This is a genomic window from Williamsia muralis, assembly GCF_002735905.1.
GTDB classification, from domain to species: Bacteria; Actinomycetota; Actinomycetes; order Mycobacteriales; family Mycobacteriaceae; genus Williamsia; species Williamsia muralis_A.
Genome location: NZ_PEBD01000010.1, coordinates 70,189 through 91,592 on the forward strand (window position 1 = coordinate 70,189; position 21,404 = coordinate 91,592).

Below are 21,404 nucleotides of genomic sequence, written 5' to 3' on the forward strand. Positions count from 1 at the left end.
TAACATCCCGCGCATGAGGCGAGCGAAGCTGCGCGGTGTATTGGCAACGGCCACAGGAGTTGTCGCGGCCACGCTGGCGGCAGGTTTGATTGCACCCGTGGATGCGGCGGCAGCGCCTGTGGTGTCCGCGAAGTTCCTGTCGACGACAAACCTGCCGTTCGACTGGATTCCGGCGCCCGCCCGCTTCGGGGGCATCTCCGGCATCGACGGTGACGGTCGTGGCAACTACTCGGTCATCACCGACGACACCGGCGCCAACGGACCCGCCCGTTACTTCGACGTCAGCGTTCGGATCAACCGCGACGGCATGTCGGTCGGTGCCCCCGCGCTGGTCGGCGGTGGTGTGGTGCTGGGGCCGAACAACATTCCGATGCTGCCCGGCTCCGGCTACGAGTTCGAGGCCATCAGGCACTACGGCAACTCGTTGATCGTTGCCAGCGATGGGCCCGAGCCCTTCATCCGAATGCTCTCTGCCCCGGGGCTGCACCAGCGGGACCTCGCGCTCCCCGCTGCGTATGTTCCCAAGAAGGGCAGTGGGCTACGGGGGCACCTGGGTCTGGAATCCCTGGCGGTGAGCGAGGGCGGCCTGATCAGCACCATCACCGAGAACTCACTTGCCCAGGACGGCCCACGGCCCACCCTTGCCGCAGGCACCAGCTCGCGGCTGCTGCAGCTACGTGGCGACGGCAGTGTGAGCGGCGAGTTCGTCTATCGCACCGACCCGCTTGCCCCGGGTTCGTCGGGCCGGGCGTTCAAGGGTGTCTCGGAGGTGTTGGCCGTCAACAAGACCGACTTCCTGGTGCTCGAACGCGGCTACGATCCCGCTCGCAACTCCTACGACATCAAGATCTTCTGGACCACCACCAACGGCGCCGACCGGGTCACGGGTAAAGCCGCCCTGGCAGGGCGAGAGAAGGCGATGCCGAAGCACTTGGTCTACAACCTGAGCGGTTTGACGAATCTGAGGCCCGGCAACGTCGAAGGTCTGGCGTGGGGGCCGAGACTCTCGAACAATCGGCGCGCTCTACTCGCGGTATCCGACAACGGCTTCAACTCGCCTGCCGTACCCAACAAGCTGCACGTGATGGCCGTGCAATTCCCTGGCTGACCAGTATTCGCTGGACCGCGACCTCACTCTGCGGTACTACTGCGAGGGGGCCAAATCATCCTCACGGCCGATTCGTCGGCGGGATGTAAGGGGAAAGATCAGGGTGGTCCCCGATGATTCGGCGATGGCATGGCAGTCAGTATTTGTACTGCCGGTAGCCAGGCATCGTGCATTAACTGACCGTGAATGAGAAAGGCCAGACATGACCGCCCCACCCACCGCAGTTGCGGCCCGCGCGACCGATCTGAAGAAGATCTACGGATCCGGAGACACCCAGGTGCATGCATTGGCGGGTGTCACCGCGGAGTTCGTCCGAGGTGAGTTCACGGCCATCATGGGCCCGTCCGGGTCCGGCAAGTCCACTTTGATGCACTGCCTGGCCGGACTCGACACCGCGAGCAGCGGAACGGTGAGCATCGGCGACACCAATCTGACCGACCTCTCCGACAAGCAGATGACGCTCCTTCGCCGGGACCGGATCGGCTTCGTGTTCCAGTCCTTCAACCTGGTGCCGACCCTGACGGCCCGGGAGAACATCACGCTGCCGCTCGACATCGCCGGTCGCAAACCCGATCAGCAATGGTTCGACACCGTGATCGGGCGCCTCGGTATCGCCGATCGTCTGGGCCACCGCCCCAGCGAGCTGTCCGGTGGCCAGCAGCAGCGCGTGGCGTGTGCGCGGGCACTGGTCGGGCAACCCGAGATCATCTTCGGCGACGAGCCCACCGGCAACCTCGACTCCAGGTCATCGGGCGAGGTGCTCAGCATTCTTCGCGCAGCGGTCGACGAGTTCGGCCAGACCGTTGTCATCGTCACCCACGACCCCCGTGCGGCGAGCTATGCCGACCGGGTGGTATTCCTCGCCGACGGCCAGATCGTGCAGGAGCTCCGCAACCCCGATGCCGACGAGATCTTCGAGTACATGAAGAACCTCGACGAGACCCCGTCGACCGGAGGCTTCTCGCGCGCTCCCAAGGAACTGTGATGGCATCGAATGCGATGCGCAAGGTCTCACTGAGAAACCTTGGCGCGCATAAGCTTCGCCTTGTCCTGACTGTTCTGTCGGTCGTGTTGGGTACCGCTTTTGTGGCCGGTTCGATGATCTTCACCGCGACCGTGTCAAGCGCGTTCGACGGGATCTTCGACAAGGTCGCACTCGGTGTGGACACCCAGATCTCACCGGAGGACTCCAATTCGTCGGGTGTGCCCGATTCGGTCCTCACCCAGATCGAGGACAACAAGGCCGAGCTCGGAGTGGCAAAGGTGTTGCCGCAGTACAGCGGTCCGGCCACAATCGCCAAGGCCGACGGGAAGGCATTACAGACGGGCGGCGCCCCCAGTGTGGGCAGCGCCTTCCAGTCGCCGGACCAACGGCTGTCCGACACCGAGAGCAATCTCATCGACGGCCGTGCTCCGGCTGCCCCCAACGAGATCGCCCTCAACGATTCGTCCGCCGACGAGGCAGACCTGAAACTCGGGTCGACCACCAAGGTGGCGGTGGGCCGTGGCAGCGGGGCGCCGATGGAGGTGACGGTGGTCGGCATCCTCGACGTGCCGGGCGCCACCAGCGGATTCACCAGCATCCAGTTTCAGGAGGACACTGCCAAAGACCTGTTCACCGACGGCTCGCATTCTCAGGCGATCGACCTGCAGGCGGTGCCGGGCGTCAGCCCCGAGCAGCTGAAGGAACGAGTCGCAGGCCTGATCGGCGACGACTACAAACTGCGCACCGGCGACCAGGTGCGTCAGGACGAGAAGGACTCGATCAACCAGTTCCTCGACGTCTTCAACTACATCCTGCTGGCGTTCGCCGCGATCGGGCTCATCGTCGGCACGTTCATCATCTACAACACCTTCTCGATGATCGTGGCGCAGCGAGTGCGAGAGTTGGCTCTGCTCAGGGCGATCGGGGCCAGCCGCAAACAGGTCACTCGTTCGGTGCTGCTCGAGGCGTTTGTCGTCGGACTGATCGGCGCGCTGGTCGGATTGGCCACCGGCATCGGGATCGCGGCGGTGCTACGCGCCGTGACGTCCTCGACGGGATTGCCCACGGCGTCGCTGCAGGTCGGTCCGTCGGCGATCATCGCGTGTCTGTTGGTGGGCATCGTGGTGACGATGGTCAGTGCGTATGCGCCGGCCAGGCGGGCCTCGAAGGTGTCGCCCGTGGAGGCGATGCGCGAGAGCCTCACCGATGGTCAGGCGTCACTCAAGGTGCGCACCATCGCAGGCATCGTGCTGGCGGTCATCGCACTGGCGCTGCTGGCGATCGGTGCCTCCGGTGAGGGGTCCGGAGCTGCGAGCATCGTCGGACTCGGTGCCCTGGTGATGATCTTCGCGGTGGTGTTCGCCGCGCCTGCGTTGTCGCGTCCGGCGGTCACCGCGCTCGGTGCGGTGCTGGCCAGGCCCTTCGGCAAGATCGGTCAGCTTGCGCGTACCAACGCTGTCCGCAATCCGAGGCGTACTGCCGCAACAGCTTTTGCGTTGACACTCGGTTTGATGCTGGTGGCGGTGATCGGCACTATCGGTTCGACGTTCAAGGGCACGATCGACGATGCGATCGACACCGGACTGACGGCGAATCTGCTGGTGTCCGGCGATCAGGGAAGCGGGTTCTCGCCACTGGTGGTGGAGGCCATCGCCGAGATCGACGGAGTCGAATCGGTTGTCGGCTTCGGGGGTATCCAGGCCGAGGTCGATGGTCAGGGTGTGTTCGGGTACTCGCCCGACGGTGACATGTACTCGGTCACCCCGTACGAGATGGTCGAGGGTCCGCGAACCATCGAACCGGACGGCATGATCGTCGGCGAACGCACGTCGAAGGAGAAGGGCTGGAACGTCGGCGAGACCATCGAGTTCACCAACTACGACGGCACGGTGGTCCCGGTGAGGGTGACCGGCATCTTCAAGGACAACCCGCTGATCGATCCGTGGGCGATGGGCTCGGATGCCTACGAGAAGCTGATCCCGTCACCGCTGCGGCAAGAAGTCTTCGCCGCCATCAAGACGGTGCCGGGAGCCAACGTGGACGAGGTGAGCGACCGGGTCGAAGATGTCACCGCCGACTACCTGACGGTGAAGATCCGGACGCCTGCCGAGTTCAAGGGTGAGCAGTCATCGCAGATCGACCAAATGCTGAGTGTCCTCTACGGAATGCTCGGGCTGGCGTTGGTGATCGCAGTCCTGGGCATCGTCAACACGCTCGCCCTGTCGGTGATCGAACGCAAACGTGAGATCGGGATGTTGCGGGCGATCGGGATGGCCCGTGCTCAACTTCGGCGGACCATCTACGTCGAGTCGCTGCTGATCGCGATCTTCGGTGCGCTGCTCGGTGTCGTCCTGGGTGTGGCGTTCGGCTGGGCGCTGGTGCGCACCCTGAAGTACTGGGGTCTGGGTGCTCCGGTGTTGCCGTGGAGTCTGATCGTCATCACGCTGGTCGGTGCGGCCATCGTCGGCGTGCTGGCGGCCCTGTGGCCGGCCTCGCGGGCGGCGAAGACCAAACCGCTGGACGCGATCGACAACTAGCCCACGCCACTGCAGACAACAGAACCCCCGTGCCGATCTCGGTGCGGGGGTTTTGTCCGTTTTCCGGTCGGCGCGAGCGGGTAAGCGGGCCGCGCGGCTCGTCCTATAGCGGATTCGTCGGGTCGGCCTTACGGAGCAGGAGCACCAAGTTGGTGCCCAGTACTTCCCGGATCAGCGGCACCTTCATCACCCACCACAGCCGCCCTGGGAGATACCGGGGAAAGGCGGCCACCAGTGTCGCCTCGCTCGGCGGCACCGACCGCGCCCACCGCAGCCCATCGGCGGCGGTGACCTTGAACAACGATGTGCCGTAGAGGTTCTTGGGCCGGTGGCCGTGCTTTCTGGTGTACCAGCGGGCCGCCCGGGCACCGCCGAAGTAATGGGTCAAACCCATCTCGTGGCCGCCGAACGGCCCGTACCAGAGGGTGTAGCTGAGCAGGACCAGGCCGCCGGGACGAGTGACGCGCAGCATCTCGCGGGCCATGGACCAGGGCTCGGCGACGTGTTCGGCGACATTTGACGAGTAGCAGATGTCCACCACGGCATCAGCGATCGGCAGTGCGGTGCCCGACCCGCGGACACCGGCCTGCTGGGGGAGACCGGCGGCATGCATCTCGTCAGGGTCCGGTTCGACCGACACATAGTGGGCTCCGCGGCGCCGGAACACCTCGGCGAAGTAGCCGGGGCCGCCTCCCACATCGAGGACAACCTTGCCGTCGAGGCCGGCCGGGCCGCCGGGGTCGAGGCCCGTGACGCCGCGGTGCAGTGCCTCGATCAACTCCACCGAGTCATCGGCGAGAGCGCCGTAGAAGCGGTCGGGGTCGGACTGCTCGTACCGGAAGTGGTTCAGCAAGGTGGCCGAACGGACCACCGTGGCGCGCTGACGGGCACGGCGGGTGGTGTCTTTCACCAGCGAAACGATACGGGTCGGACGTCGAGGGAGATCCGGCCGCTACCCTGGCCAACAGTGAAAAACGAACAACCTGACAACGTCGCCAACGGTGATCCCACCGCGCCCGTCCGCGAGGTGCTGTTGCTGTGCTGGCGCGACTCCGACCACCCGCAGGGTGGCGGCAGCGAACGCTACCTCGAGCGTATCGGGGCCGAACTGGTCCGCGACGGCGTGCGCGTGACCCTGCGGACGGCCGGCTACCCGGGTGCGGCGCCCACGGAGATCCGTGACGGCATCCAGGTCTCGCGCGGCGGTGGCCGGCTCAGCGTGTACCCACGGGCGCTTGCGGCGATCGTCGCCGGCCGGGTCGGTCGTGGACCGATGGCCGGGCTCGATCCCGACGTGGTGATCGACACCCAGAACGGCATCCCCTTCTTCGCCCGCTGGGTGATGCGCGCGCCGGTGGTGGTTCTGGTGCACCACTGCCATCGCCGCCAATGGCCGGTCGCCGGCGCCGCGATGGGTCGGATCGGATGGTTCATCGAATCCCGCCTGTCACCGTGGGTGCATCGGGATTCGCAGTACCTGACCGTGTCGTTGCCGTCGGCCGAGGATCTCGTCTCGCTCGGTGTGGACGCCGGGCGGGTGTCGGTGGTGCGCGCAGGCACCGACCCGTCACCTCACGTCGATGTCGAACCGGATCCTCGCCGGCTGGTGGTCCTCTCGCGTCTGGTGCCGCACAAGCAGATCGAACACGCGCTCGAGGTGATGGCCCGGCTGGCGTCCACCCATCCGGATGTGACGTTGGACGTGGTGGGCGACGGCTGGTGGTCGACCCGTCTTCGTGAGCGCGCGACCGAACTCGGTGTCGACCGGCGCGTGGTTTTTCACGGGCATGTGAGCGAATCCGACAAGCACCGCATCCTTGCCGGGTCGGCGCTGCATCTGATGCCGTCGCAGACCGAGGGGTGGGGACTTGCCGTTGTCGAGGCCGCCGGGCACGGCGTACCGACCATCGGGTATCGATCGTCTCGAGGGCTCACCGACTCCGTCGTCGACGGCGTGACCGGACTGCTCGTCGACGACCTCGACGAGTTGATCTCGGCCACAGCGGAATTACTCGATGAGCCGGCGCGATGCCGCGAACTCGGCGAGAAGGCGCGAGAACGGGCCGGTGACTATTCGTGGTCGGCGGCGGCTGCCCGGGTGAAATACGTCCTGGCTGAGACGGTCTCAGGGCGACGTGTGTCGGGCCTCGTCAGAGATTGAGTGCCGCACCGGGTTTCACCTTGAAACTCGGCAGGTCTTCGAGTGACACCGTGGCCTCGTAGGTGCGGTCGTAGCCGGTCGCGCTGATCTTCCATCCGTCTGCCGTCCGGATGTAGCGGTCGTTGTAGAACGCCGCTCCGAAGAGCATGAAGTTGAAGTCCGCGACGATGACCCGGTCCTGCAGGTACCACCGGCCCGTGGCCTCGTCGCCGTCGACGGTGATCTCCGGGTGGTCGACTCGATGCTCGGTCAGCACCGCTGCCCCGAGTGACGACTTCATGAAGTCGACGAGTTCGGCTCGGGTGGTGAACGACAGGCTGTCGCCGTAGTCGCCGGTGACGTCTTCGGCCAGGGTGGTCTCGAACTCCTCCCACGCCTTGGTGTCCAAGGCACGGAGATACCGGTATTTGACCTGTTTGATCGCTTCGATCTGTGTGAAGGTTTCGAGCTCGTCCACTGCCTAGAGCCTCTTTCGGTGCGCCGTTCGGTGGGGCCATTTCAGCACAGCTGCGAGTAATCCATTGGCGATTAGCACAATCCACACCAGATGGACAACCCACACTGCGCCCCGCTCGAGTGATGAGGGCCCGCCGATTGCACTGTGCAAACGATCGACGTCCACCCGATAGACGCGCAGATCGGCACCGTCGAACGCGAGGTCGAGTTGGGCCAGGGTGCGCGGCGCCGCGTTGATCGCCGAATCGCCCTCGACGAGAACCCATCCGACTCCCAGTGCTGCGAGCGCCTGCGGTGACGATCCGGCGAGGAGTGCTTCCTCGGCGCGGGTGGCCCGTGAATCGGGTCGGTCGACACTGCGGCCGTCGACGATCAGCTCACCCGATTGCAGGACGTCGGCACGCAGGAGTCTCGGGGCCGGATCCAGGGACACTGAATCGGCAAAGGCGTACCGGCGGTTGGTCCCCACCGGGAGCACAAGCACATCGCCATGTCCGGACGTGATGGTGTCGGCAACGGCGCGCCAGTCGCCGGGGTAGCGGATCGGGGTGAGCGAGTTGCCCACACCCCACGCGAGGTCGGGCAGTGGGGCGACGATCAGCGCGGAGGCGACGACGGCGGCAAACCCCTTGGGCACGTGTCGGCCGGCCGATTGGACGGCTGACGCGGCAGCCAGCGCGTATGCCGGAACCGCGAGGGCGATCCATTTCTGGGTGTCGCGCAGCAGGCCGGTGCCGGGCACCGTATCGACCAGCCATTCCAGGATCGCCATGCCGAACGGCGTGGCCGCGAGGGTGACCAGGACAACCGAACCGACCGCAAGGCCGCACGCTGCCCTGATCACCGGGTTGCGACGGCGGTGCCATAGTCCCGGGAGCCCGGCGAGGACAACAACCAGCAAGGCGACGGTGGCCACCAGCGCCCACGGCGAGGTCCGGCTCTCGGGTACGGCGTCGGCGTTCCACACGCCACCGAGGCCCAGCAGCGAACCGGCCGTTCCGAGCCACGGCTCCGCACGGGCCGCGAACAGCGCGACGGATCCGGGATCAGCCGTACCGGTGCCCGCACCCAGGAACGATGCGGTCAGCCACGGGAGGGACGACGCCGCCCAGAGCACGGACGCGGTCAGCGCCATCCGCCAGTCGCGCCGGGCAAGCGCCGGGATGACCAGACCGGCGAGCAGCGCAAGTCCGGCGAGCAGCGAACCGGTCGGCGTGATCCCGGCGACGGCGAGCCAGCCCGTCAGCACCGACCAGCGAGCCCAGCCGCCACCGCGGCGGACGTCGACCGCGGCGATCAGGATCCATCCGAGCGCTGCGTAGCCGACGAGAAGACTCCACTGGCCCTGCAGAAGGCGTTCGGCCACATAGGGATTCCAGACGGCGATGACCGTGGCCGCCAGCATGCCCGGCGCCCCCGCTGCGGGCAGGACGCGCCGAGCCAGTCGGCCGTACCCGACGCCGGCCAGCACGATGGCCGCGAAAGTCAGTGCCTTGACCACGATTCCACCGTCGATCACGCCGGAGGCGATGGCGATCAGCCAGTCCTGCGGCACGGCCCGCGGCGCAGAATCGGACAAGCCGAGTGCCGAGTCGGTGACGAAGGAGCGGGGAGTGCTGACCATGTCACGGATCAGCAGGTATCCCGGACCGAAGGCGGGCCCGAGGATCGCCATCGAGAGGGCGATGCTGGTCAGCCACAGGCTGAGCCAATGCCTGCGGGTCATGCATGGACCCTAACAAGCGCTATCGGAACACCCTCGCCAGTCGCGAAACGGCCTCACCGATGACCGGTACGGGCGTCTCCCCGAAGGTCAGGCGCAGGTGAGAGTGGTCGGATTCGGCAGGGAACCACGGCGTTCCCTCGCCGACCATGACGCCCTCGGCGTGAGCGGCCGCCGCCACGTCGCGATCGTCGAGTCCGTCTGGGAGTCGCACCCACAGGTGCATACCGCCACGGGGCACCGCAGCGACCTCGATCTGTGGGATCAGCCGCCCCAGCGACCCCAGAAGCGCGTCCCTGCGCTCTCCGAGTGCCCGGCGCACCTGCCGGTTGTGCCGGGGCCACGCGGGGGAGTTGAGGAACTCGACGGCGGCCTCCTGGACGGGGCCGGCCACGTAGAAGTCGTCGAGCATCTTGGCCGCCCGCAGCCGCGCCAATGCGGGTCCCCGAGCGCACAGGGCGGCGACCCGCATCCCGGGCCCGACGGGCTTGGTGAGCGAACGGATGTGCACCACATGGCCATTGGGATCCTGTGCCGTCAACGGCGGGGGCGGGTCACCGTCGATGCCGAGGTACCGCGCGTAATCGTCCTCGATCACGAACAACGAATGCTGTTCGGCCAGTTCGATGATCTGCCTGCGGCGTTCCCCGGCCAGCGTCACACCGCTCGGATTGGCGAACGCCGGCTGCACCACGAGCAGTCGGCTGCCGGTGCGGCTGATCGCATCGGCCAGCAGGTCGGTGCGGATTCCTTTGGAGTCCATGGGCACGGGAATGACCTCGGCGCCATGACTGCGCACGATGGCGATGAGCCCCGTGTACGTGGGGCTCTCGACGATCACGGATTCTCCTGGCCGGATCAGCGCGCGGACCGCCACCGACAGCGCGGTCTGTCCGCCGGCGGTCACGATCACCTCCGACGCGTGGATGCCGTCGATCTCGGATGCGAACCAGCGGCGCAGTTCCGGACTGCCCTCGATGGGGTAGCGGCCCCAGCTCCGAGAACGTTTGATCGCCCGGGTCATGGCGGCGTCGAGGGCGGCGTGAGGCAGCAGTTCGTCGTCGAGATATCCGCCCTTGAGCCGGACGACCTCGGACCCGGGGACACGCCACAGGTCGAGCGTGCGGGAGAGCTCGGGCGGCATCCGGGCGCCCAGTACCGATTCCTGCCACGAGGTGTCGGCCGGCGAGCGCGGTGGCGCCGCGGCTGCGACAAAGGATCCGGCACCTGGTCTGACGTCGACGAGACCTTCGGTGGCGAGATCGCGCAGAACCCGCTGCACGGAGTTCGGCGAGACGCGGTGCTGCTCCTGCAGCGACCGTACCGACGGCAGTCGGGTACCCGGAGTGCTCTGAGTGATCAGGGCACGCAGACTTTCGGTGAGGACCGATACTCCGCTATCGTTGTACATGAAGATAGACGATAACAGTTCGCGATTTTCGGCGATAGCAGATAACGGACGTCGAAAGTCGGCCGCTCACGCCGGCGTGTTGCTGGGTGGTCTCGGGGTGCTGGCTTTCAGCTTCTCGCTGCCTGCCAACAAACTCGCTGTCGCCGGAATCGATGCGGTGGGGGTCACGGTCTGGCGTGCGGCGCTGGCCGGGCTGCTGGCGCTGGCGTATCTGCGGATCGTGGGGGCGCAGCGTCCGGCCCCGCATGACCTGGCCGCATTGCTGTGTTCTGGGCTGGGCGTGGTGGTCGGTTTCCCGCTGTTCTCCTCGCTGGCGTTGGAGAGGATCGACTCGGCGACCGGTGCGGTGATCCTGGGACTGCTGCCGGCCATGACCGCCACATTCGCGGCGTTGCTGGGCGGAGAACGACTGCCGTGGCTCTTCTGGGCCGCGACCGGCGCCGGCGTGCTTGTCCTCTGTGCCTTCCTGGTGTCGACGAGTCCTGATGCTCTGTCCGGATTCGCGCTGAGCTGGGGTCATCTGTGGATGGTGCTGGCGACGGTCAGTGCGGGGTTCGGATACGCGGTCGGCGGAACCCAGGCGAAACGGATCGGCGGGGCGCAGAGCATCTCGTGGTCGCTGGTGCTGCTGCTTCCGATATCGGTTCCGCTGTGCGCGCTCACCGCCGCGACGGGCTCGTTCTCGCTGACCGGCCCGGTGGTGATCGGGATGTTCTACATCACGGTCATCTCCCAGTTCCTCGGGTTCTTCGCCTGGTACGGAGGGCTGGCCCGCGGCGGTATCGCCCGCGTTGGTCAGATCCAGCAGGTGCAGCCACTGCTCACCATCGTGTGGTCGGCGCTGCTGCTGGGCGAACACCTCGACCTGTGGATCTACCCGGTCGGTGTGGTGCTGGGCCTGCTCGTGTGGATCGCGCAGCGGGCGCGATTCCGCGAAGCCGCGCGCGCAGCCCCACCAGCGCCGGCGCCCGTCGCATCTGATGCGAACGAGCCTGTCTCCCTGCGCCGCTGATCGCTCCTGCGAGACTGAACCCATGGCGATGGGTGCGATGGCGGGAGTGGGTGGCGTAGCCGTCGGCACGATGGTCGCCAACATCTGCGCCTACCTCATCCACCTACCGGCCACCCGATGGTTGTCGCCCGCGGAGTACGGCGAGTTCGCAGTGCTGCTCCAGGCGATGCTGGTGCTGGGTGTCCCGGCATTGGCTCTGCAGGTCGTGATCGCCAGGGAGGTAGTGCGTGGGCGTGCGGTGGCCGACCTGATCTCGATCACCCTGCGTACCACTGCTGCGGTGCTGGTGGCCGCGGCCGTCGCCGTACCGGTGGTGATGGCGGTGGCCGATACCGGCCTGGCGGCCACGATCGCAGCTTTCGCCACCGCACCCCTGCTGGTTCTGATCGCTGCCGGCCAAGGCATATTGCAGGGCGGACAACGGTTTTCGGTGCTGTCCTGGGTGCTGGCGGGGGTGGGTGTGGCCCGCACCGTGCCCGGTGTGGTCGCGTTGGCGGTCGGCGCGGGCGCGGCCGGTGCCCTCACCGCAACCGCAGTCGGCGCAGCCATCGCCGCTGCTGTCATCTGGCTGATCGTGTTGGCGGACAAGCCCGCCGACAGCGCGATATCCGAGGGGTTGGCGCTGCGGCTGGTGCTGCACGCCTCGCAGGTGCAGCTTGTGCTGATCGCATTGTCGTCGGTGGATCTGCTCGCCGCCCGGCCGATCCTCGGCGAATACGACGCGGGGGTGTACGCGCTCGGGACGATCGCCACCAAGGCGGCGTTCTGGTTGCCGCAGGCGATCGGCGTGGTGTTGTACCCACAACTCGCAGACGTCGCGAAGACGGCCGGCGCCCTGCGTACCGCGGTCGGGTGGCTCACCGCCATCGCCGCCACCGTGGTGGTCGGTGCGGCGATCTGCGGGCCACTGGTTCCGGTGATTGCCGGTGAGGACTACCGGCCGGTCGCCCCGATACTCTGGTTGTTCGCTCTCACCGGGAGCGCGCTTTCAGTGCTGCAAGTGGGGCTTCTGGCGGCCATCGCGCGCGACCGCACCTGGATCGGCTTGCTGAGCTGGACGGTGCTCGCCGTCGAGGTGGTGCTGGTGATCACCGTCGCACACAGCATCGTCACGCTTGCGGTGATCGCTGCGAGCTGCGCGGTGGTCGGAACGGCGTCGACGCTGGTTGCGCTGACCGTCACCCGGACGCAAGACCGCGGTCGTACTGTGGATGCATGAGCATCCGCCTCGGCTATCAGATCCCCAATTTCTCCTACCCCGGCACCACCGCAGAGCTGTTCCCCACGGTCATCGCGCAAGCGCAAGAAGCCGAAAGATCCGGTTTCGACACGGTTTTGGTGATGGATCACTTCTATCAACTGCCCGGCATCGGAGCCCCTGACGAGCCGATGCTCGAGGCCTACACAGCTTTGGGTGCCCTCGCCACGGCCACCTCGACGATCAACCTGTCGACACTGGTCACGGGCAACACCTACCGCAATCCCGCGATGCTGGCCAAGACCATCACCACGCTGGACGTGGTCAGCGGGGGCCGGGCGATCCTCGGACTCGGTGCCGGATGGTTCGAGCTCGAACACCACGAGATGGGTTACGAGTTCGGGACATTCACCGAACGCTTCGAACGACTCGAGGAAGCGTTGCAGATCATCGAACCGATGCTGCGTGGAGGCAAACCCGAGCTGGATGGCAAGTGGTACCAGGCGCACGGCACCCGCACCTCACCGCTCCTGCGCACCGACATCCCGATCATGCTCGGCGGAGGCGGCGAGAAGAAGACGTTCGGCCTCGCTGCCCGGTACGCCCAGCACCTCAACATCATCGCGGGGGTCGACGAGTTGCCTCGCAAGCTCGAAGCACTCGCGAAGCGATGTGAGGAAGCCGGCCGCGACCGGTCGACGATCCAGACCAGTTTCCTGGCCTTTGTCATTCTCGATCCCGATGGCGACAAGGCACGCGCTCAGGCGGCAGATCTGCTGAAGGCGAGGGGAATCGACCGCGCCACCGCGACGGATGAGGAATGGGCGCAGGCGAACAGCAGGTTCTTCGTCGGTGCGCCCGACGAGGTCGCGGCACAGATCAAGGAACGCGTGATCGATGCCGGAGTGGACGGCGTCACCATCAACATGGTCACCAACGGGCACGTCCCCGGGATGGTGGAACTGGCCGGAAAAGCGCTGTCTCCGCTAGTGAATTAGCCCGATTCGTCGAGCCCGGTGGAGACTACTCGCCGGGCCGGCGCCAGGGCTCGTCGCGATTGCGGCGCAGCGGATCATCCTGTGACTGGGGCGCATCGGACTGAGGCGCACCGGTCTGGGGCACGTCGGATTGCTGCGGCGTGACCCAGCCCGGGTCGCCCGTCTGCGGTTGCTGCGCCGAAGTGCCATCACCGGTGCCTTGCTGATCCATGTACGGATAGTGGTCGCCGACCTCGGCGAATCCGTCCCCGCGGTCGTCGCGCACGGCGGGGATCTGGCGGGTCTGATCCGGGTCGTAGGGCTGTTGCTCGTGCGAACCCACCGGTGCCCCGGCGGCGGGATAGACGTCGCCGCGGTCGTTGCCCCGATACTGCCCGATCAGATCGGTGCGCTGCTGCTCGTTCGGGTCGTACGGCGAATCCGAGGCCGGCGCAGGGGTTTTCGGTCCACCGCGCAGGAGCAACCACACGCCCGCAGCCAGCAGCAGGACGCCGAGGATCCCGATCACGATCGGGATCCAGCGGCCCCAGAGCTTGATCGGATCGTCGAGACTCTTGGCGTCACTGGCCAATTGCTCCTGGGTGCTCTGGTTGTACGAGAAGACGACGTCCAGTGCGGTCAGTTGATAGTCGAGCATCTCCTGTGGGGAGTCCTCGCTGACGTTGAGCTTGAAGTACTGCTGGACGTGCTCACGCTCGTTGATGATCGTTCCACTGACCGGATCGACGTACAGGTCGCGAGTGGTCTTCTGGATCAGCGAGGCAGGCAGCCGGTCGTTGTTCCGGGACCCCGGGAATCCGCCGTACCAGCCGGCGGGCTGGTCGATCGAGGTTCCGGCGAGCTGCTGGTCGTTGGCATCGGTCAGGGTGCTCAGATCCATCTCGGGGACCTCTTGGGTGAAGTGATAGGTCTTCACGCCCTGGATTTCCTGCTCGTCGACGAAGGTCAACGGGTTGGTGGTGCGAGTCGGCAGATCGAAGTAGAGGTAACTGTCGTTCTTCTCGACGCCGAACGGGAACCGGTACTGCAGGCCCTTGCGGTCGGGGAGGCTGACGCTGTTCTCGCCGGCGTCGACCTGCACCTCGCTCTGTCCGCCACCGCTGATCTGAGGCTCGGCGGTCTCGCGGTTGGTGGTGATGCGGTCACGGGTGGCGGTGAGCAGCGAGCTCATGCAGCCGGAGTCGGCTCCGTCGGCGGGCGGGGTGACGGTCTCGTCGCCATCGGTGTACGAGTCGATGCGGACGGAATTGCCTGCCTGGAAGGTGACCTTGTCGGCATCGGCCGGGTCCACCACGAGCACACGTTGCTGATCGGTCAGGTGTGCGTCGGAGACCTCGGCGCGGGGGCCTTCCAGAGAGCATCGGTTGAAGATCTTCGCCGGCAGCGCATCGCTGCCCGAGACACCTTGCTGCGCTTGACTGTCCGACACGCTGGTGATGTCGAGGTCCATCGGCGTCTTCTTCAACGTACCCACGTAATAGAGGGGTAGCGCGATGGCGGCCACCAGCATCAGAGCCCCCAGGAAGATCGCGACTGGTCCGGCAAGGTCTCTGGCAGACATCCGAGGCCCTGTAGCCATACGTCGGTTCTCCTTCAGGTCTTCGATCGGTGCAGCTGGGGGTTTCTTGCGAGACTAACAGCCGAGGTCGGCTGGAACGGGCACGTCAGGACAGGGCGCAACACGATCGGCCACCGGTACATTGGCTGATCATGCGTTCGGATCAGCAGGCCAAGGGCTTCGTCCCCGCGCTCGAGGGAATGCGGGCGCTGGCGGCCATCGGTGTGCTGACCACTCACGTCGCGTTCCAGACGGGTTCGGTGGGCGACGACGTACTGGGCGCGGTCTGGGGTCGCTTCGACATGGCGGTGGCCCTGTTCTTCGCGCTCTCCGGCTTCCTCCTGTGGCGGCCACATGCCGCGGCGGCCCATGATCCGACCGCCAGGGTCCCCGGCGTGGCGCGGTACCTGCGTCACCGGATTCTCCGGATCTGGCCCGCATACGTGGTGGTCGTGGTGGTGGTGCTCAGCCTGCTCCCGGACGCGCGTCCCGCAAGCGCGACGGTGTGGCTGGCCAATCTCACCCTCACCCAGGTGTACGTCCCGCTGACGCTGACGGCCGGATTGACGCAGATGTGGAGTCTGTCGGTCGAGGTCAGTTTCTATCTGCTGCTGCCGTTGTTCGCGTGGTTCCTGGTGTGGTTGCGCGGGCCGCGGGCACGGTGGCGGGTCCCTGTCCTGCTGTCGGTCGCGGTGATCTGTCTGGCGTGGGCGTGGGTGGCCGAACAGCTCCCGCTCGCACAAGGCGTCGAGGCCAAGAACTGGCTTCCGGGTCACATGCCGTGGTTCATCGCCGGACTGGTGCTCGCCGAACTGGTTGTCGGACCCGCGGGCGGGGTGTTGAGCCGGGTCGGGTCGCGCCCGATCGTCATGGCCGTGGTCGCGGGCGGGGCATTCGCGCTCTCGTGTACCGAGCTCGCCGGGCCCACCGGGCTGGCCCCGCTGGCCCCGTGGCAGTTCGCCGTCAAGATCGTCCTCGGCGCGGTGCTGGGTTTCGCGCTGCTCGGACCGTTGGTGCTCGGTGAGCCGCGCCCGCACCGCATCCTCGATTCCGGACCGATGCAGGCCCTCGGCCGATGGTCCTACTCCATCTTCATCTGGCATCTGGTGGTGCTGTCGGCGGTGTTCCCTCTGGCGGGCGTCCTCCCGTTCTCCGGATCGATGCCTGCCGTGTGGGCCCTGACCGTGCTCCTCACGATCGGCATCTCGGCCGCCAGCTACTCGTGGGTCGAAGATCCCGCGCGGCGGTGGCTGCGTGGGTGGGAGGCCAGATCAGCTAGGTCGGCGGCGGCGAATTCGGAGCCGAATCAGCCACCGCGGCACGGCGATGGCATTCCACGCCAGGATCACCAAGGCCAGCACAGCAGGTAGCTGAACCCACCAGTCCCAGCCGTTGTACCCCAGCGACGACCGCCAGGGTCCCGCGGCGAGGCCGAATGTCGCGGCCATCATCAGCGCGGCCACCCACGCGGGCGCACTCCGCCGTATGCGCAGCCGTGGGTGGGTGATGAGCACCGCGGTCTGTGCGGTCGCGACCGCGGCGGCGATCGCGAACCCGATCGGCCCGGTCAGCAGGAACACGGCGGCGCCCAAGAACAACGGGCCCGCCAGAGTTGCCCGCGGAGGGCGTGAAACCGGCAGCGAGACAGGTGTTGTGGTTCGGCGGGGCCAGAGCGTCATCGCGAACAACAGCACCACCAGGGCGAGCCCGACACCGATCGACCACCGATACGGACGGTCAAGAGGAAAGGTGAGGTCGATCGTGCCGGCGTACCCGGCGGGGATGATCCAGCCCTGTTGCCAACCGCCCACCACGATGGGCGTCAGCTCGCGTCCGTCCGCATGTGCCTGCCGGCCGACGTTCTCGCTCTCGGGCACGATCAGCACCCGTTCCTCGGCTGATGATCCGACGGTGACCCTGCGATCGATCGCCTCCCATTCCTGGACGGAAACCGGTGTCGGGACCGCACGTGGTGTGGGAATGGCGGTGAGGCTCACTCCGGCGACGCTGAACGCATCGCCGGGGTTGACCATCAGTTCCTGCTCACTCGCGGGCAGCGTGATCCGGTCGGAGCCGCACGCGGTGGCCCGGATGGGCTCGCCGGAACGCAGCTGCTGAACCGTCGCTGACAGCGAGAAGCGCTGCGCCACTCCGGCGATCGTGAGACCCGGGCCCTGATCGCAGCTCACGTCGATTCGTCGGTCCGGGTCGACCGCCGGTGGCGCATCCCCGAGCACACCGATCTCCGAGATGCCGGTGGGCGACACCTCGGCGAACCCGAGGCTGTTCACGTCGAGCAGCTCGTCCTTCTCGAGCACGGTGATCGTGATCGAGGAGGTGACATGGGGATCGAGTTCGATGGTGCCATCGGCGGGGATGTCACGGACCTGCCTGCCGTTGCCGAGATCGATGGCCAAGCGTTGCGGCCGTGCCGGGAACTCGCCCGGTGGCACAGTGATTCGTATTCCATCGACCTCGCGTGGGGTCGGGAGGGTGAGTCGCAGGGTGGGTCGCTCGGCGGTCGGGCCGTTGTCCCTGGCGATCCAGGTGGTCGTCGGGTCGCCGTCGACCGCGGCCGTGGCGTTGCCCCGCGGATCGGTCACGGCCGATTCCGCGGAGGCGCCTATCGAGCCGAGCCCGGACAGCAGAGCGTTGAGGGCGTCCGACGGATTGGCGGTGACCGTGACCGAGGTGTCCACCGAAGTTGTGGTCGGTACCGAGAGCACCCGACCGAACACCCCTGGTTCCTCGGCCGCCAGACCCAGCCCCGCCGAGCATCGGGTGGCGTCGGGTCCGGGAACGCAGGCCGCGCGAGCAGGCAGTTCCGGGGCGAGAACCCAGCCCGAGACCTGTTGTCCGGCAACCAACTGCGGCAACACCACCCGATGTCGGATGGGGAGATCGCGGGCAGCCGCCGCGTCGCGCAGGGTCACCTCTGAGATCGCGAACTGATTGCCGCCGGTGTTGTCCTGGGTGGCGATTGCCCGGATCTGAACCCACCGGGTGGGTCCGCTCGGCGGCACCACCGTGGCAGGTGTGCCGGCTTTGACCCCGGTGGCGACCGTACTGCCGGCTTCGGTGGTGATGAGCAGGGTGTCCACCTCGGGGCCGAGTGCCTTGCCGACGGTGATGTCGAGGGCCAGGCGCTCGCGGGGGCGGGTGAAGTCGAGCTGCAGATACTGTCCCACCGCTGAGTCGAGACCACGGCTGACCCAGGCGGTGTTGGTGTCGCCGTCGAATGCTGCGGCGGGGGAACTGCCCGGAGCACTTTGCCCCAGTTGCGTTGCATCCGAGGCCGATCCGGACGCGCTGACGTTGAGCTCGCCCGGCTGCCCGTCGAGGAGCCACTCGCCGTGCACCAAGGGTTGGCCGGGCACCGGGTAATCGGGGACGGCGTTCTGGGTCAGGCGCCGGTCCTGTGGGGTCCGGATGGCCGAGCTGTGGTTGTCCACGCGCCCGAAGTCGACCTCGCGATCGGTGGGGGTGTCGGTGACCACCACGGGTCCTTCGGCGAGACCTGCTCGGCGGGCATCGGATTCGAGCAGGGCCGGCCCGAGCGGCGGTTGCCCGGCGAGCGCCGCGTCGTTCTGCAGTGTCGCAAGGGCTTCGGGGCCGCCGGCGACCCGCGGCATCGACGACAGCGGAACAGTCGCGGGCCGGGTTCCCGGGAAGGACACCGTCGATTCGACCGCAAAGATCTGTACAGCAGGCAGTTTCGGACGCAGGCCGTCGTCGGCGACCACATCCTCGATGGTGTTCGGTCCGACATCCGGCCCGAACCGGGCGACCGGCACCATTCCCGGCGATGCCGCGACAGCGTGTTGTGCGAGGAGCGGCCGTGCCGAACGGGAGGTGGACGGATCGAGGTCGGCCCGCACCACCACGTACGCGATGCCCTGCCCGGCAAGGGTCGCGGCCAGTCCGGGCGACGGCCTGCCGTCGGCGATGGCCCGCTGCACCGAGTCCAGGGCGCGGATGGCGCCGGGAGGAGTGAGCGGGATGGCATCACGCACCGCCCACGGCTGTTCGGTGAGCACCTGCAGAGGCTCGTCACGGGTCAGGCCCCAGGTCTGATTCGCAAACGGCGGCCCCGGAACCACCAGTGCGCGCCGATCCTCGTCGGCGCCATGTTCATCGAGCCACGTCGCCGCATCTTTCCAGTACGACGGGATCGCGCGATAGCTCGCGGGCGCGGCCAGCCCGGCGGTCCACACCATCGATCCCGCGGCGAGCAAGGCAACCACCACGACCACTGCGGCTGCCACCGGTCGCGACCGTTCCGGGTGCGCGAACGCCCGACCGGTCTCGCGCCAGCCGACGATGTCCGGCGTCGGCACCCGGGCCAGCAGATGGGCGATGCCCAGGGCCAGCGGGATGCGGATCAGTGGGTCCCACTTGTGCACATTGCGCAGCGGTGCGCCGGCACCGTCGAGGAACACTCTCACCGACTCGGAGATCGGTGAACCGAACTGTCCGGGATAGCCGAGGCAGATGGCGAGCAGGCCGACGAATGCGATGGTGATCAACCGACCGCGACCCGGCATCGACCGCATCGCGAGCCCGGCCAATCCGGCGGCGGCGAGCAGACCGGTGGCGAGGACCGCGTACGGCTGCGTCGCCAAACCGGCGCCCGCGACCCGCTCCGGCGAGACAAAAGGTGTCCATGCGCTGGTGCCCCGGAGGACTTCAGTGAGCGACACCCATTCGGTTGTCACCCTTGATGATTCGATGAAGTCCAGGAACGGGGGGCTGACGCGCGACAGGATCAGCAGTGGGACCAGCCACCACAGGCACGCAAGGGCTGAACCCAGCAGCCACCAGCCGCCGAACCGGAGCCAGCGGGCAGCCGGACCACGCACCGGTGTGTGCAGCAGCCACCACAACGCGGCGACGGATGCGGCGGCCAGCGTGGCGACGGCATTCACCGCACCCATCAATGCCAGTGCGCATGCCGATTGAAAGGCGAGTCGCCGCAACGAGGTCGTCGGCTTTGCTCGGTTCAGCGCGATGACCACAGGCGCGAGCACCCAGGGTGCCAACATCACCGGCAGTGTTTCCGACGAGATGGATCCGATGGTTGTCATCACCCGTGGGCTCAGAACGAACACCAGGGCCGCACAGATGCGGGACCACCGCGACCCCACCCCGAGGGTGTCGGCGAGACGCATGAACCCGACGAACCCGACCCACAAGAGCAGCGCCCACCACAGGCGCTGGATCACCCAGGGCGGTATCGCGAGGAGATCTCCCAGCGCGAAGAACGCGCCGTGCGGGAAGAAGTACCCGTAAGCCTGGTTCTGTACCTGGCCGAGTGGGGCGATCGACGACCACAGGTGGGCCGCGCGCCCGAGAAAGGCGAGGGGGTCGCCGGTCAGATCGAGCTTGGTGTCGGCAGCGATCAGGCCGGGAGATTGAACGAATGACGCCAGCAGCGCCCACAGAGCTGCAAAAAGCAGTCCCCGTTTGGTCAGTTTGTGACTCCGGCGTTGTCCCTGGTGCCGTAGTCCACCGAGCCCTTCACGAATCCGCTGTCGGCGTTGAAGCTGTTGACGTCGGTGGCGGGCTTGTCCTCCGACGTCAGTACTCCACCCAGAAATACCGCCGCGATGGCCACGACCACGCCCAGGAGTCCAGCAACGGCGCCGGCGATCAGGCGGTTGTTCATCATGGCAGCGAAGTTACCACCCGTGCTCTGGCGCGCAGGTCGGCGCGGGTATCCACGCGGCGCTTGGCGCACCCCGCCGGCACCACCAGCACGGGTCGGTGGCAGTGCTTGAGGACATGCTCGGACACACTGCTGTGGAGCAGTGCACGCAGGCCGGACGACCCGCGGGTGCCTGTCACCAATATGTCGACCTCAAGGGTGTCCGCGGCGTCCACCAGCGCACCCCAGACGGTGGAATCGACCTCGGCGAGTCGTCCTTCGGCGCGCAGGCCGGCCGCGATCGCGCGTTCGACTCCCCGGGCGTTGCGGGTGCGGGCGTCCTCATGGAGTGCGTCGTCGATGTCCTGGTCCACGACCGAGTGCAGCACGGGTTGCATGCCTCCGGAGAGTGCGGACAGGCGTGCGCTCTGGTGCACCCCTGATTCCCATGCGGTGACCACGAATGCTCGGTGGGCCGCGAGAAAACGGCCGGCGTAGTCGATCGCGCGGTCGGCATTCTCGGTGCCGTCGTACGCGATCATGATGGTGTCTTGCTTGCCGGTGCCGGACTGACTGGACATGGCGTTTTCCTCCCGTAAGGGCTTGTAAGCCT

16 protein-coding genes are annotated in these 21,404 nt (G+C 67.0%); 8 read left to right on the forward strand and 8 right to left on the reverse strand.

The features are described 5' to 3' along the window. Positions 1-13 precede the first annotated feature (13 nt). The 3 genes from CSW57_RS14235 (at position 14) to CSW57_RS14245 (ending at position 4,630) form a co-directional block, all read left to right on the forward strand. Positions 14-1,108, forward strand: coding sequence for an esterase-like activity of phytase family protein (locus tag CSW57_RS14235; protein WP_099383447.1), 1,095 nt, complete (start codon positions 14-16; stop codon positions 1,106-1,108). Between the two features lie 202 nt (positions 1,109-1,310). After that, positions 1,311-2,093: an ABC transporter ATP-binding protein gene (locus CSW57_RS14240; RefSeq protein ID WP_099383448.1), complete on the forward strand. Its 783-nt coding sequence runs from the start codon at positions 1,311-1,313 to the stop codon at positions 2,091-2,093. Next, positions 2,093-4,630 carry an ABC transporter permease gene (locus CSW57_RS14245; RefSeq protein WP_223249263.1) on the forward strand — a complete coding sequence of 846 codons (2,538 nt, stop codon included), beginning with the start codon at positions 2,093-2,095 and terminating at the stop codon, positions 4,628-4,630. The genes CSW57_RS14240 and CSW57_RS14245 overlap by 1 nt, the downstream gene beginning before the upstream one ends. A 103-nt stretch (positions 4,631-4,733) precedes the next feature. On the opposite strand, the gene CSW57_RS14250 is transcribed toward CSW57_RS14245, so the two are convergent. After that, complete coding sequence (locus CSW57_RS14250) at positions 4,734-5,540, reverse strand: class I SAM-dependent methyltransferase (protein ID WP_189339268.1); 807 nt, start codon at positions 5,538-5,540, stop codon at positions 4,734-4,736. 57 nt (positions 5,541-5,597) lie between these two features. Here CSW57_RS14250 and CSW57_RS14255 point away from each other — a divergent pair, with 57 nt between their 5' ends. Next, positions 5,598-6,791: a glycosyltransferase family 4 protein gene (locus CSW57_RS14255; RefSeq protein ID WP_099383449.1), complete on the forward strand. Its 1,194-nt coding sequence runs from the start codon at positions 5,598-5,600 to the stop codon at positions 6,789-6,791. Here CSW57_RS14255 and CSW57_RS14260 read toward each other — a convergent pair. The 3 genes from CSW57_RS14260 to CSW57_RS14270 are packed head-to-tail and all read right to left on the reverse strand — an operon-like array spanning position 6,781 to position 10,381. After that, positions 6,781-7,248 carry a nuclear transport factor 2 family protein gene (locus tag CSW57_RS14260; RefSeq protein WP_099383450.1) on the reverse strand — a complete coding sequence of 156 codons (468 nt, stop codon included), beginning with the start codon at positions 7,246-7,248 and terminating at the stop codon, positions 6,781-6,783. The two genes, CSW57_RS14255 and CSW57_RS14260, sit on opposite strands and share 11 nt — an antisense overlap. Before the next feature lie 3 nt (positions 7,249-7,251). Next, positions 7,252-8,973 (reverse strand): hypothetical protein, encoded by a 1,722-nt coding sequence (locus CSW57_RS14265; RefSeq protein WP_099383451.1) that lies wholly within the window; start codon positions 8,971-8,973, stop codon positions 7,252-7,254. 19 nt (positions 8,974-8,992) lie between these two features. Further along, on the reverse strand, positions 8,993-10,381 hold the full coding sequence (locus tag CSW57_RS14270; protein ID WP_099383452.1) for an aminotransferase-like domain-containing protein: 1,389 nt from the start codon (positions 10,379-10,381) through the stop codon (positions 8,993-8,995). On the opposite strand from CSW57_RS14270, the gene CSW57_RS14275 reads away from it, so the two are divergent. Genes CSW57_RS14275 through CSW57_RS14285 form a run of 3 tightly spaced genes read left to right on the forward strand, consistent with a single transcriptional unit; the run spans position 10,380 to position 13,589 of the window. After that, positions 10,380-11,393, forward strand: a complete 1,014-nt coding sequence (locus tag CSW57_RS14275) for a DMT family transporter (protein ID WP_099383453.1) — start codon at positions 10,380-10,382, stop codon at positions 11,391-11,393. The genes CSW57_RS14270 and CSW57_RS14275 overlap by 2 nt on opposite strands. Positions 11,394-11,415: 22 nt before the next feature. Further along, a complete protein-coding gene (locus CSW57_RS14280; RefSeq protein WP_223249264.1) occupies positions 11,416-12,612 on the forward strand; it encodes a polysaccharide biosynthesis protein in 1,197 nt (398 codons plus the stop codon). Continuing rightward, positions 12,609-13,589, forward strand: coding sequence for an LLM class F420-dependent oxidoreductase (locus tag CSW57_RS14285; protein WP_099383454.1), 981 nt, complete (start codon positions 12,609-12,611; stop codon positions 13,587-13,589). Before CSW57_RS14280 ends, CSW57_RS14285 begins: the two co-directional genes overlap by 4 nt. A 25-nt stretch (positions 13,590-13,614) precedes the next feature. On the opposite strand, the gene CSW57_RS14290 is transcribed toward CSW57_RS14285, so the two are convergent. After that, a complete protein-coding gene (locus tag CSW57_RS14290) occupies positions 13,615-15,150 on the reverse strand; it encodes a DUF3068 domain-containing protein (RefSeq protein WP_189339269.1) in 1,536 nt (511 codons plus the stop codon). A 149-nt stretch (positions 15,151-15,299) separates the two neighbouring features. Between CSW57_RS14290 and CSW57_RS14295 the strand changes: the two genes are divergently transcribed. Next, a complete protein-coding gene (locus CSW57_RS14295; RefSeq protein WP_189339270.1) occupies positions 15,300-16,517 on the forward strand; it encodes an acyltransferase family protein in 1,218 nt (405 codons plus the stop codon). Here the strand turns inward: CSW57_RS14295 and CSW57_RS14300 are convergent. Genes CSW57_RS14300 through CSW57_RS14310 form a run of 3 tightly spaced genes read right to left on the reverse strand, consistent with a single transcriptional unit; the run spans position 16,419 to position 21,372 of the window. After that, a complete protein-coding gene (locus CSW57_RS14300) occupies positions 16,419-20,672 on the reverse strand; it encodes an alpha-(1->3)-arabinofuranosyltransferase (protein ID WP_317615616.1) in 4,254 nt (1,417 codons plus the stop codon). The two genes, CSW57_RS14295 and CSW57_RS14300, sit on opposite strands and share 99 nt — an antisense overlap. Next, the gene (locus CSW57_RS14305; RefSeq protein WP_023960227.1) at positions 20,615-20,815 is read right to left on the reverse strand and encodes a DUF2613 domain-containing protein; all 201 of its coding nucleotides are present in this window, start codon (positions 20,813-20,815) and stop codon (positions 20,615-20,617) included. Before CSW57_RS14305 ends, CSW57_RS14300 begins: the two co-directional genes overlap by 58 nt. Beyond that, entirely contained in the window at positions 20,812-21,372 is a 561-nt protein-coding gene (locus CSW57_RS14310) for a universal stress protein (protein WP_099383457.1), read from the reverse strand. The genes CSW57_RS14305 and CSW57_RS14310 overlap by 4 nt, the downstream gene beginning before the upstream one ends. Positions 21,373-21,404 lie beyond the last annotated feature (32 nt).